We start from the raw sequence: 13,236 nt of genomic DNA, 5'->3' as shown, positions 1-13,236 counted from the left end.
GAGGCGTGAAAAGCCCCACCGCCCATTCTGCGGGCCGACGGACCGATCACGCCAACCGTCGTAGCGGGCGGCAATCCCACCCGGACGGCAATTGGGGCCGGTACTGGAGGTACGTGAACCGATAAAGGATCCGAGCACCGCGGGCGCTTGAACGCCGGGCTTGGCGCGGCTATCTTGAATCCGTCTTAACGCTGAAGGTGTCGCCGCGATTCGAAATCGCAGCGCTTCGAACCGGAGGGGGATTCCCGCGATCCGGTTGCCGATCCGTGCTTCGGAAGGTCGGCTCCGCGGGGATCGGGGCGATGAAGGCGGCAAGGCGCATCGGTTGAAAGGTCGAGAGGCCGGCGTTTCGCCTAACGGAAAACGGAGGTGTATCGTGGAAAAGTGGCCGGTGGGAGTGTTCGCCAGCATCGATGCCGGATTGGGGGTGAAGCTGGAGGTCGCACGCGAGTTGGGCGTACCGACGGTCCATCTGCACACGCCCCATAAGCCATCCCGGACCGAGGAAAATGCGAAGCGGTTTACGGCCAAGTTGAAGGAATTCGGCCTGCGAATCACGGTGGTCTTCGCCGGTTTCGAGGGCGAAAGCTACGCGGATATTCCGACCGTTGCCAAAACGGTGGGCCTTGTGCCGCCCGAGACGCGCGAAGCGCGCAAGCAGGAACTCAAGGAAATCGCGGATTTCGCCAAACTGCTCGGGGTGGACGCCGTGGGGTTGCACGTGGGATTCATCCCGCACGATCCTGCCGAATCGACGTATCAGGAGGTGCTGGCCGCCGTCCGTGAAGTCTGCGATCATTGCCGCGGCAACGGCCAGCGGATTCATCTGGAGACGGGGCAAGAGTCGGCCGACGCCTTGCTGCAATTTCTCCGTGACGTGGACCGCGACAATCTGTTCGTCAATTTCGATCCGGCCAACATGATTCTGTACGGTTCGGGCGAACCGCTGCCCGCCTTGCGAAAGGTGGGCGCTTATGTGCGGAGCGTCCACTGCAAGGATGCCAAATGGGCGGCCCGGCCGGGCGAGGAATGGGGAACCGAAGTGCCCTTCGGCACCGGCGACGTCAACGCCGAGCAGTTTTTGCGAACGCTGGCCGAGATCGGCTACGACGGTCCCTTGACCATCGAGCGGGAGATTCCCCAAGAACCGCAACGGCAAAAGGACGAAATCGGTCAGGCGGTTCGCGTGATCGAGGAACTTAAGCGCAAAATCCTGGGCTGATCGCCCGGTTGTCGCTGCGAAGCAGGGTGAACACGGAGGAGCCGACCGAAACGTGATTACGCGGGTTCAAGGGAAGTTGTCCCGATTGCAAGGCGAGGCCGCCTACCTCGAGTGCGGGGATTTCGAATACGAGGTGTTGGTGCCGGAGTACACGCGAAGGCAACTTCAACACCATTTGGATCGACCCATCCGATTGTTCACGATCCAGTTTTTCGAGGGACAGGCCAATCAAGGCCGCCTGACGCCGCGATTGGTCGGCTTTTCCAGCGAAGTGGAGCGGGAGTTCTTCGAGCTGTTGTGTTCGGTGGACGGAATGGGCATCAAGAAAGCCCTCCGCGCCATGGGTCGGCCCGTCAACGAAATCGCCGCGGCCATCGAACAACAAGACGTGAAATCGGTCGCCGCCCTCCCGGGGATCGGGCCTGCGACCGCCGAGCGGATCATCGCCAAGCTGCGGCGGAAGATGCCCAAATTCGCCCTGATGGTGACGCGGGAAGAAGTGGTCGCCGAGGTGACGCCCGACGTGGTGGAAGAGACGTTCGCTTTCTTGGTCAAAATCGGGCATTCCGAGGCCGAGGCACGGCGACTGCTCAACACGGCTTTGGCGGAGAAGAAGTCCTACCCCGACTTCGAGTCCTTGATTCATGCCATCTACCAAAAGCAGAAAACGGCCTGACCGCAGCCGATCCGACGGCGGGTCCGCCGCTTGGCAAGCCGCCGCGACTCTCGATCGGGTCGCAATGCCCCCGGTCGGCACGCCGTGCCCGTCTTGCGGCACGCCTCTGGACGCCGCGGATCGTTTCTGCCCGGCGTGCGGCGTGCGGCGTCCCGAGGCGGAACCTACTCGCGCGCCGGTCGCGCAGAGTTTTCGCTGCGACGGTTGCGGCGCAGAAATTCGCGTGGAGGCGGGCAAACGCAGCTACGTTTGCCCGTTCTGCGACTCCACTTACGTGGTCGAATTCTCTCCCGAGCAATCGCGCCGCCAAGAACCGGAGTTCGTCATTCCCTTCGCCGTCGCGCCGGATCAAGCGCGGAGTCTCCTGACGGCGAGTTTGCGCAAGCGAGCGAGATCTCGCCCGCATGAACTTCGCACGGCGATCCAAGCGGCCGACATCCGGGGCGTTTACGTGCCGGCCTGGTCCTTTTCGGTATTCGCCGAGAGTGCATGGTCCGCGGTAATCGGCGAGTATTGGTACCGTACCGAGACGTATACCACCATCGAAAACGGCAAGAGCGTGACGCGGACCCGGCAAGTCCGAGAAACCGAATGGTGGCCGCTCGCGGGACGCTTTCACCAATACTTGAGCGGCTACCTCGTATCCGGAAGTCGCGGTGTTCCGCAAAACTTGCTGGACGAATTGCAACCTTTCCACACGGTCGCCGTGCGGCGGTACTCGCCGACCTATTTGGCGGGTTGGGAGTGCGAAGAATACACCGTGGACGCCGGCGCCGCTCTCGAGTCGTGCAAACGGCAGTTCGCCGCCCGCCAATTTCGTGACGTCGGGGCGTTCATGCCGGGGGACGTTCACCGCAATCTGGAAGTGCAGACCCGCTTTCGCGATGAAACCTCCGATTTGATTCTGGTTCCCGTCTATTTCATTCGCCTGCAATACGGCGGGAAACCGTATCGCTTGCTCATGAACGGTCAGACGGGCAAGATCGTCGGCAAAATGCCGTCGCAATGGGGGAACGTGGTAGGAATCGGCGTCCTTATCGGCTTGGCCGTCATCATCCTGGGAGGATTGCTCCTGTGGTTGCTTGGGAGATGAAGTGACGCCGCGGAAGGGATGGCTGCGAAGCGCTGCCGACACCTGTGGACGACATTTCGTGAGGGAGGATTTCCCATGACTCGCATTCGCTTCCTTGCTTGGCTGATTGCACTAGGCACGGCAGGCGGCATCCTGACGCCCGGCGCATCGGCCCAGACGCCCGCTTGGAAAGTCGGCGTCGCTCGTGCGGTCATCACTCCGGATGAGACCTTGTGGCAGGCGGGCTACGCAGCGCGGCAACGCCCCGCCGAAGGAAAAATGCACGATCTGTGGCTCAAGGCTCTTGCCCTGGAAGCGGCCGACGGCCAACGAGCCGTCTTGATCACCGCCGATGTCCTGGGGTTTCCGCACGCCTCGGCCGACCGCATATGCGGGGAACTTGAGAAGAAGTATGGCCTGCGGCGAGATCAGATCATGCTAACGGCCAGTCATACCCACAGCGGCCCGGTGCTGGAAGGCGCCCTGTACGACATCTATCCGTTGGACGATACGCTTAAGGCGGCGATTTCGCGCTACACGCGGCGGTTGGAGTCGATCGCGACGGAGACGGTCGGCGGCGCGCTGCGAGCCCTTCAACCCGGTTCGCTCGCCGCCTTCGAAGGCTCGACCGATTTCGCGGTGAACCGCCGCAACAATTCCGAGGCGGAAGTGCCGGCCTTGCGGGCCAGCGGAAAACCGCTCCACGGTCCGGTCAATCATCGTGTGCCGGGCATGATCGTCCGCGATTCCCAGGGCAAGGCGATCGCGGCGGTCTTCGGCTACGCTTGCCACGCCACGGTGTTGGACGGGTATGAATGGTCGGGTGATTACCCGGGCTTCGCTCAATTGGAACTGGAGGCGGCGAATCCCGGCTTGACCGCCATGTTCTTCGCCGGTTGCGGCGCCGATCAGAACCCGATCCCTCGGCGGTCCGTGGAATTGTGCCAAAGTTACGGCAAGCGTTTGGCCGCAGCGGTCATGGAAGCAATGTCCGGGCCGACGCGGACATTGGATCCGGTTTTGAAGACGGCATTCTCTACCCTGGAGCTGAAATACGAACTTCCGGACGAGGCGAGCTTGCGTCAAACAGCCGAAGGGACGGGCTACACGGCCCGCTGGGCGCAGCGCCTCTTGGCCGAGCGGGACGCCGGCGTCTCTTGGCCGGATGCCTACCCCTATCCGATTCAGGTCTGGCGATTGGGGGCCGATCAAATTTGGGTCGCCTTGGGTGGAGAGGTCGTCGTCGATTACGCCAATCGTTTGGAGCAAGAAATCTCGCCCCACATTTGGGTCGCGGGCTACACCAACGACGTGATGGCCTACATCCCCTCGCGACGTGTCAGGGAGGAAGGCGGATACGAAGCGGGAGCGTTCCCCGTGTACGGATTGCCCGCCGTGCGTTGGCAATCGGATATCGAGGATCGCATCGTGGCGGAGGTGCGACGACTTGTGGATGCCGTGCGTTGAATCGCGGTGCGGTTTGTCGCGCGATGATGCCCGACGCCCGGACTCCGATCTGCGCCCGCGGGCGATCCGGTTCGAATTTTCTCATCGTGAGTAATTGTGTAATAGCGGGAAGGCCATGAGCGCACCCTTGATGGAGGTTTATCGGCGGCTATTCGAACATTTCGGACCGCAGCACTGGTGGCCCGCCGAAACGCCCTTCGAGGTGCTCGTCGGCGCGGTCCTGGTGCAAAACACGGCCTGGAGCAACGTGGAAAAGGTAATGGCGATTCTCCGCGAGGAGGGCATCCGCGACGTCGCAGCGTTGGACCGCCTGGCCGAGGAGGAACTCCACGAGTTGATTCGTCCGGTGGGCTACTACCGCATTAAGGGACGTCGCCTCAAGAACCTCTTGTCCTACGTCTTGCGGCGGCATGGCGGATCCCTCGACGCCATGTTTCAAACGCCCCGCGATCAACTACGGCGGGAATTGTTGGAGATCAACGGCATCGGCCCGGAAACGGCGGATTCGATTCTGCTTTACGCGGGCAACTTGCCGACCTTCGTGGTGGACGCCTACACCTTGCGCATCTTCGCCCGGCATCGCTGGGTGGAACCCGACGCCGATTATCATGAACTGAAAAGCCTGTTCGAAGACGGTTTGGAATCCGACGCGGCGCTCTACAATGAATATCATGCCCTTCTGGTCCGCGCGGGCAAGGATTATTGCAACAAGCGCCGACCGAAATGCCAAGGCTGCCCGCTGGAGGGCCTGTTGCCGGAGGGCGGGCCCGCGGACCCGGCGGATTGGGCGTGACCTGATCGCGGAAGGACGAGAAAAGAAATCCTGCCATGTCCCTATTCCAGGCGGAAGAGGAGGCTCATCGCCAAGCGGCGCAACCCTTGGCCGCCCGCATGCGGCCTCGCAATTTGGCCGAATTCGTGGGGCAAGAGCACTTCTTGGGCGAAGGAAAGCCGCTCCGGCGGTTACTGCGAGCGGACCGATTGGGGTCGGTGATCTTCTACGGTCCGCCGGGTACGGGCAAGACCACGTTGGCTCGCATCTTGGCCGGTGAGACCCGAAGCGCTTTCCGTCAAGTCAGCGCCGTCGTCGGAGGGGTTAAGGAACTGCGAGAGGTCATCGACGAAGCGCAACGCCGCCTCGAAACGGAGGGTCGGCGCACGCTTCTGTTCATCGACGAAATCCACCGCTTCAATCGGGCCCAGCAGGAGGTCCTCCTGCCGCACGTGGAGGAGGGCGTCATTGTGCTGGTTGGGGCTACGACCGAGAACCCCTTCTTTACCGTGACCAGCGCCCTGGTCAGTCGCAGTCGAGTTTTCCAATTCCAACCGCTTGCGCCGAGCCATATTCGTGCACTTCTGTTGCGGGCCTTGGCCGACAAGGAACGAGGGTTGGGCAAGTATCCGGTGGAGATTTCCGAAGAGGCGCTCGACTTCCTGGCACGAGCCAGCGACGGCGACGCACGCCGTGCGCTGTCCGCCCTAGAGGTTGGCGTGCTGTCCGCCGAGCATTTCCCCTTGAAGTTCACACGCGAATTGGCCGAGGAATCCCTGCAACGGAAGGCAGCCGTGTACGATCGGACCGGCGACGCCCATTACGATACGATCAGTGCTTTGATCAAGAGCATTCGAGGTAGCGACCCCGATGCGGCAGTCTATTGGCTGGCCAAGATGCTGGAGGCTGGCGAGGATATCCGCTTTATCGCGCGGCGACTGGTGATCCTGGCCAGTGAGGACGTGGGCAACGCCGACCCCGCGGCCTTGCCCTTGGCCGTGGCGACCGCTCAGGCCTGTGAATATGTGGGCATGCCCGAGTGCCGACTCAACCTGGCCCAAACCGTCATCTATTTGGCCTGCGCACCCAAGTCCAACGCGGTGATTGCCGCCGTCGACGCCGCCATCGCCGATGTACGGGAGGACCGCACCGCGCCGGTGCCCGTCCACCTCCGCGACGCGCATTACGCGGGGGCCCGACGCTTGGGGTATGGCAAGGGGTATCAGTACGCCCACGACGCCCCGGACGGCGTCGCCGCGCAAGACTACCTGGGCGTGGAAAAGGAATATTACCGCCCCACCGACCGAGGCTTCGAGCAGGAATTGTCTGGCAGGCTTCGCGTCATTCGGGAGAAACTCCGCGGAAGCCGCAAGGCCGCGGCAAACGGTGACCTATCGGCGGGAGATGCCCCGTCTCCGCAAGCGTAAAGGAGGCTTGCCATGGCATGGTTGACTGAAGCGAAACGCGGACTTCGGATGAGTGGCATCCGTCGCGGGGCGGCGGCGGTGCTGGCCGCCTGGATTCTTTACGGCGGGAGCGAGTTCCCCGTTTGCGGCGTCCGCGCGGTCATGGCCCAACGTCAGCCGACGGTTCAGTTAGAGGTGGCCGTCGACCCGCGATTACCCCCCACCACGCAGCAGGAATGGCTGCGGCGTTTGGCGGCGGCGGGGATCGACAAGATACGGCTTCGGACGGGCTTGCCCGACGACCGACCCGAGATCCGCGCTCTGGGCGGCGATCCCCCTGATTATGCGGTTCGCGCCGTTATCAATTCCACGAACGAACTGCTGGTCCCCGGCGCCAAATTCCGCGCCACCGAAACCGAGCAACTCAAGACTTGGCTCGACGAGCTATTGGAAAAGGGCCCGCCGGACTCGCGCCCGCAGCAGACTCCGCTCGGCATCGACATCATCCGCTTTCAGGCCGTTCACCAGGACTTGGCTCGACCGGTGGACTTTTCGACCTTGAATCGGCCTCGCGGCGACGTCTTTTCGGCCTTGGCGAAGATGACGAAATTCGCGGTCATCGCCGACCCGGTCGTCAGAAACAAGATCGGGGACGATCCCGTGACGGCGGAATTGCAAGGATTCGCCCTGGGCACTGCCGCGGCTTACATTTTGCGTTCCAAAGGTTTGGCGCTGGTTCCCCGCGCCGATGCCGCGGCAACGACCCTGGTCGTGACACCGGCCCGCAAAGGCATGGGCGTCTGGCCGGTGGGCTGGCCGCCCGAGGGATCCGAGGCCGAATCGCATCCCAAGCTCTTGGAGTTTCTGACCGTCAATATCTCGAACAGTCCCATCACCGAAGTGGTTCAGGCGGTCTCGCAGCGGATCGATTTGCCGTACCTGTGGGATGACGTGGCCTTGGCGCGGTTCGGGCTTCACCCCGAAGAATCGCTGGTGAATGTACCCCAAACCAAGACGACGCATTATCGTCTATTGAAACAGACGCTTTTTCAGGCCAAACTAAGGGGCGAAATTCGGCTGGACGAAGCCGGCCGAGCGTTTCTGTGGATTACCAGTCGGACGCCGTTGGCGAGCCAATAGGCCTTGGTATCCGTCCGGCGCGCAACCCGTCGCGTCCGGCGGTTTGACGAGGGGCGAGGATCGCAACCGGTGTGGCAGCCTCTCGTATGCCGCCGAGCAAGACGGTTCGTGGTTTTCTTCGCCCCGAGTTTGAAGTCCGTTTTTCGCAAAGGGAGGTCTTCTCATGTTCGCAGTCGCCGGATGGTTGCCCCCCGCTCCCCCGACGCCCCCGCCGCCCGAGGGCTATCACGTTCTATTGATCCACTTTCCCATCGCTTTGCTGCTGGTGGCGCCGCTTTTCATTCTGCTGGGCGCCCTGGTTGCTGCGAGATGGCAAGGCTTTGCCGTAGTCGCCGCTCTGCTCATGATCCTGGGTACGGCCGGGACTTGGGTGGCCGTTTCCACCGGAGAGACCGCCCGAGACGTCATCGAGGAGGCTTCCGACGATGCTCTGGATGTATTGGAACATCACGAAGAGTTGGGAGAATTGACCCGCAACGTCTACACCGGTCTTACGGCGGCCTACGTGATCTTCGTCTTTCTGACGTTGGTTTGGAGTCCCATCTCGAAGGCCGCGATCCGCATTCCGCTGGGATTGATTTTCGTCGCCCTTTCCGCGGCAGGGGCCTTGTACCTTGCCGGCACCGCACACTTGGGCGGTCGCCTCGTGCACGAGTTTGGGATCCGTGCGAAACTGGCCGAGACGGCCGAACCGGCATCCCAAGGTGCCGCTGAGCACGGCGACGAGGAGGCAGGCGAAGCGCAGAACGAGGCGCCGTCCTCCGGAGAAGCACCTGCCGCTGCCACGGAAGAAAAGACCGAGCAGGCCGCTCCCGAAGCGACCGCCCCCGCCGGTGAAGAAGAGGCGACGGAGCAACCCGCGGAGTCGGCGACCGAAAGCCCCACGCCGCCCGCTGCGAAGCAATCGGGCGAGGCGAGCATGGAACCTCCCGCCGAGACTCCGCCGCCCGCCGATTCGACCGAGGAAAAACCCGCTCCGGCGGAATCCTCCGAGTCGTCAGCTCAGGGATCGTCTTGAATCGAGCGGTATTTGCGAACCGTCCGTTCGCGTGAATCGTCGCCGATTTCGGCGTTGTGACGCCTATTCGAGGCTGACGCCGACATTGCCGTCGGCGGAAGGACCGATGTGTGTGCCGTGTTCCGGATGGCCCGGATCGCAAGATCCGACTGCGACGTCCTAGGCGGTCGCCGCCGAGATGTCCGATCTGCGCTGCCGCGTACACGAAGGGAGGTCGGCCCGGCATCCGAGGACGCCGCTTCGCGCCGCGGCATGCAATTCCGATAAGATTTGACGCAAAGGTGAGAAGCATGAGAGCAATAGCGACGGTGTTGGCGTTCGGGCTTGCCTTGAGCGGGGTGGTTGCCGCACTCGCGGATCCGACCGATGCAAGCCGTATGCCCGTGAAGGTCCAACCGGCCGCGCCCTTGCGAGCCAAACCCTTTTCCTTGCACGACGTTCGAATCATCGGCGGGCCGTTCAAGCAGGGCCAAGACATCGCCGTCGCTTGGTTGCTCAGTTTAGAACCGGACCGCTTCCTGGCGAATTTTCGCAAGGAAGCAGGCCTGCCGCCGCGAGCCTCGCATTACGGCGGTTGGGAGAGCCAAACGATATCCGGTCACTCCGCCGGGCATTACCTGAGCGCCTGTTCCCTCGCATGGGCGGCGACGGGAAATCCGGAGTTCCGTCGGCGAGCGGACTACATGGTGGCGGAGTTGGCCGAATGCCAAAAGGCCGGCGGCGACGGCTATCTCGCAGCCTTCCCCAACGGACGCCGGGTCTTCGCGGAGATCGCGGCGGGAAACATCCGCTCTTCCGGTTTCGATCTTAACGGTTTGTGGGTTCCCAACTACACGATGCACAAGCTCTTCGCCGGACTGCGCGATGCCTACCGCTTGGCCGGCAATACCCAGGCCCTGGAAGTTGCGCGGAAACTGGCCGACTGGTATGAACGGATATTCGCGAACCTATCCGACGAGCAAATGCAGAAGGTGTTGGCCTGCGAACACGGCGGCATCAACGAAACCTTCGCTGATCTCTACGCCGACACGGGCGATGAGCGCTATTTGCGGTTGTCGCGAAGCTTTCATCACCGCGCGATCTTGGAACCGCTGGCGGAGGGCGTGGACATCCTGCCCGGCAAACACGCCAACACGCAAATCCCCAAACTGATCGGTCTGGCCGCTCGCTATGAACTGGCGGGCGACCCCAAGGATCGGTCGGGCGCCGACTTCTTCTGGGACCGCGTCGTCAACCATCACAGCTACATCACGGGCGGACACTGCGATCATGAGCACTTCGGCCCGCCGGATCGCCTGAACGATCGTCTCACCACGAATACCACCGAGACCTGCAACGTCTACAACATGCTCAAGCTCACGCGTTACGTGTTCGGCTGGAATCCCGACGCCAAGACGGCCGATTTCTACGAACGCGCGCTCTTGAACCACATACGATCGACGCAACACCCCGACGGGCGAGTCATCTACAATCTGTCGCTCAAGCCCGGCCATTACAAAGAGTACCAACCGCTGCATGATGCCTGGACGTGCTGCATGGGGACGGGCATGGAGAATCACGTCCGTTACGGCGATTTCATCTACTTTCATGACGAAGCGGGACTGTGGGTGAACCTGTACATCCCCTCCGAACTGCATTGGCGCGACCTCGGCGTCGATGTGCGATTGGAGACCGATTGGCCGTACGGCGACAGCGCCGTTGTGACGATGGACTGTTCGGAACCGCGGGAATTCACGTTGCGTTTGCGCCACCCGCACTGGGCGCAACAGGGGATCTCTGCGCGAGTCCGCTCGGCCGACGCCGCGGAAGCGGCCGAAACGTACGAGCAAGACGGCGACGCCGCCCCCGGCTACTTGGAAATCACCCGACTTTGGCGGTCGGGCGACCGCGTGGAAATCCGGTTTCCCATGTCGCTCCGCACCGAGTCGATGCCCGACAATCCCAACCGCGTCGGCATTTTCTACGGCCCCACGCTGCTGGCGGCCGATCTCGGTCCGATCAACAATCCGGATGCCGACAAGCCCGGTTTCGTCCCCATCTTGGTGACGAATCGGCGACCGATCGACGAATGGGTCAAACCCGTCTCGTCCTCCGAACTGACTTTTCGCACGGAAGGCGTGGGCCGACCGTGTGACGTCGCCTTGACGCCGTTCTTCAGCCTCCACGATCGTCGCTACACCGTGTATCTCGACGTGTTCACGGAGGATGAGTGGGCGAAGAGGGAAGCCGAGATTCGCGCCGCGGAAAAGCGCGAGGCCGAGCTGGCCGCCCGAACCGTAGACGTACTGCGGATCGGCGAAATGCAGCCCGAACGCGACCACAACCTGCAAGGCGAGCGAACCGGCGCCGGGGAGGCCTTCGGCCGAAAGTGGCGGCACGCCACGGACGGCGGTTGGTTCTCCTTCGACATGGGTGTGGATTCGGAGCATCCCGTGGAACTTTTGTGCACCTACTGGGGAAGCGACGGCGGCGGTTACCGCGAGTTCGACATTCTCGTGGACGGCGTACGGATCGCATCTCAGAAGCTGGAAAACAATGCACCCAACCGGTTTTTTGACGCGGTCTATCCCATTCCCCAAACCTTGACGCGAGGAAAATCCAAGGTCACGGTCCGCTTTCAAGCCCATCCCGGCAAATGGGCGGGCGGCGTCTTCGGCGTGCGGACGGTGCGAACGGAAAACACCCGGTAACTCGGGGCCGACGGCCTGACGCAATCGCGATCTCTCTACCTCCGGGCGTGACGTTGCGAAAACGACCGAGGCCGCCAATTGTGGAACCTTGCGTCTGCCGCCGTTACACTATGCGGCAGATCGGTAAAACTCCGGGGCGGTTCGCCGAATCCGTCGCGGCCGGTGCTCAGCGTTTTCGCGGCGTTCGGTCGGCCGATTTTCGTTCCCCCATCGTTTCCGTCTCAACAAGGGAGGCAATCGCGTGCGTGGCTTCATTCTCGGTTTCGCGCTTGCGGCGGCGTTCGTTTCAGCAAGCTCGTTTCGGAATCCCGTTCAAGGCGCCGATCGGCCCAACGTGCTATGGATTTGTTCGGACGATCATGCGGCCTACGTGACGGGGTGCTACGGCAACACGATCGTCCGTACGCCCAACATCGACCGTTTGGCGGCGGAAGGCGTGCGATTCGCCCGAGCGTTCTGCAACGCCCCCATTTGCACCGCGTCGCGGCAATCGTTCATCACGGGGCGCTATCCCCGCACGGTTGGAGTGACCGTTTTGAAGAGTCCCCTGCCGCAAAGCGAGGTAACCCTGGCCGAGATGCTGAAAGAGGCCGGTTATATCACCGCCTCTTACGGCAAGATGCACTTCAACAGCACCTTGAAGCACGGTTTCGACGAGCGATTGGACATGCCGGATTGGCAGCAATGGCGACGCCGGCAACCCCGGCGTCCCCTTCCCGAAGGCGTGGAGGTCTTGCCGCCCTGGAAACCTTTTCAGGACCCCGCCCGAGTCTGGTTGAACAGCATGTGCGTCCCCTTCGCGGCCGGGGACAGCGACATGGCGGGGACGTTCTTCGCGCAAAAAGGGGCGGAATTCCTGGCCCAAAAGCGTGAACAGCCCTTCTTCCTCATGGTCAGCTTCTACGAACCCCACTCGCCGTTTCATTTCCCCGTGGAATATCGCGGTCGTCATCGCCCCGAGGAATTCACCGTGCCCGAGGTCGGACCCGAGGACGACGACCAGATCCCCGACATCTTCCGCAATCTGACCGAAGACGAAAAGCGCGGCATCAACGCGGCCTACTACACCTCGGTCGAGTTCATGGACAAGAACGTGGGCGTGGTACTGACGGCCTTGCGGCAGGCGGGATTGGAGAACGATACGCTGGTGATTTACACGGGCGACCACGGTTACATGCTGGGGCACCACGGACGGTTCGAGAAGCATTGCAGCTACGACCCTGCCGTCTCCGCGCCGCTCATCCTCCGCTATCCGCCGCGATTTCCCAAGGGGCGCGTGGTCAACGCCCTTACCGAGTTCGTGGACATCGTGCCCACCGTGCTGCAAGCGTGCGGCCTGCAAGTCCCCGACCGGGTTCAGGGGCGAAGCCTGCTGCAACTTGCGAGCGGTCAAACCGAAGAGCATCGGGACCACGTGATCGTCGAGTACGCCCATAACGACGAAATCATGATTCGCGATCAACGATACAAGCTGGTGTATCAGCGGGGCAAACGAGTTCGAGACGACGGTTACGACCCCAAACGTCCGCTGCCGGGTCCCACCTTCAAATTCTTCGACTTGCAGGAAGACCCGGGCGAATTCCACAACATCGTAGCGGCCCCGGAGCATCAAGAGCGAATCGCCCGTTTCAAGCAACTTCTGGTGGAGCATATCCGCAAGACGCAGCGACTGCCGGGCATCTTGCCGGAAACGGATGATCCCGACGCGGTGTTGGAAGCAGGCGTGCAACCGCACGACGTGCAAAGTGCCGACGAGTAGTCCTCGTCCGAAAG

General features: G+C 62.3%; 10 protein-coding genes. All 10 read left to right on the top strand.

What is annotated here, in order from left to right:
* The first annotated feature begins 376 nt into the window (after positions 1-376).
* A complete protein-coding gene (locus tag ACYQ6J_RS05350; protein ID WP_460183165.1) occupies positions 377-1,222 on the top strand; it encodes a sugar phosphate isomerase/epimerase family protein in 846 nt (281 codons plus the stop codon).
* A gap of 52 nt (positions 1,223-1,274) precedes the next feature.
* A complete protein-coding gene (gene ruvA / locus ACYQ6J_RS05345) occupies positions 1,275-1,898 on the top strand; it encodes a Holliday junction branch migration protein RuvA (RefSeq protein WP_460183164.1) in 624 nt (207 codons plus the stop codon).
* Positions 1,867-2,991, top strand: a complete 1,125-nt coding sequence (locus ACYQ6J_RS05340; protein WP_460183163.1) for a zinc ribbon domain-containing protein — start codon at positions 1,867-1,869, stop codon at positions 2,989-2,991. The genes ruvA and ACYQ6J_RS05340 overlap by 32 nt, the downstream gene beginning before the upstream one ends.
* A 75-nt stretch (positions 2,992-3,066) precedes the next feature.
* A complete protein-coding gene (locus ACYQ6J_RS05335; RefSeq protein WP_460183162.1) occupies positions 3,067-4,437 on the top strand; it encodes a neutral/alkaline non-lysosomal ceramidase N-terminal domain-containing protein in 1,371 nt (456 codons plus the stop codon).
* Between the two features lie 115 nt (positions 4,438-4,552).
* Complete coding sequence (locus ACYQ6J_RS05330; protein WP_460183161.1) at positions 4,553-5,230, top strand: endonuclease III domain-containing protein; 678 nt, start codon at positions 4,553-4,555, stop codon at positions 5,228-5,230.
* A gap of 35 nt (positions 5,231-5,265) precedes the next feature.
* Positions 5,266-6,636 (top strand): replication-associated recombination protein A, encoded by a 1,371-nt coding sequence (locus tag ACYQ6J_RS05325; protein ID WP_460183160.1) that lies wholly within the window; start codon positions 5,266-5,268, stop codon positions 6,634-6,636.
* Between the two features lie 12 nt (positions 6,637-6,648).
* Entirely contained in the window at positions 6,649-7,755 is a 1,107-nt protein-coding gene (locus ACYQ6J_RS05320; RefSeq protein ID WP_460183159.1) for a hypothetical protein, read from the top strand.
* Between the two features lie 163 nt (positions 7,756-7,918).
* Complete coding sequence (locus ACYQ6J_RS05315) at positions 7,919-8,773, top strand: DUF2231 domain-containing protein (RefSeq protein WP_460183158.1); 855 nt, start codon at positions 7,919-7,921, stop codon at positions 8,771-8,773.
* Positions 8,774-9,063: 290 nt separating this feature from the next.
* Positions 9,064-11,463, top strand: coding sequence for a beta-L-arabinofuranosidase domain-containing protein (locus ACYQ6J_RS05310; protein WP_460183157.1), 2,400 nt, complete (start codon positions 9,064-9,066; stop codon positions 11,461-11,463).
* 241 nt (positions 11,464-11,704) lie between these two features.
* On the top strand, positions 11,705-13,222 hold the full coding sequence (locus ACYQ6J_RS05305) for a sulfatase family protein (RefSeq protein ID WP_460183156.1): 1,518 nt from the start codon (positions 11,705-11,707) through the stop codon (positions 13,220-13,222).
* Positions 13,223-13,236: the final 14 nt, after the last annotated feature.

Source organism: Thermopirellula anaerolimosa (genome assembly GCF_054657335.1).
Note: the sequence above shows the minus strand (reverse complement) of the source record. Positions and strands in the feature narration are given on the sequence as shown.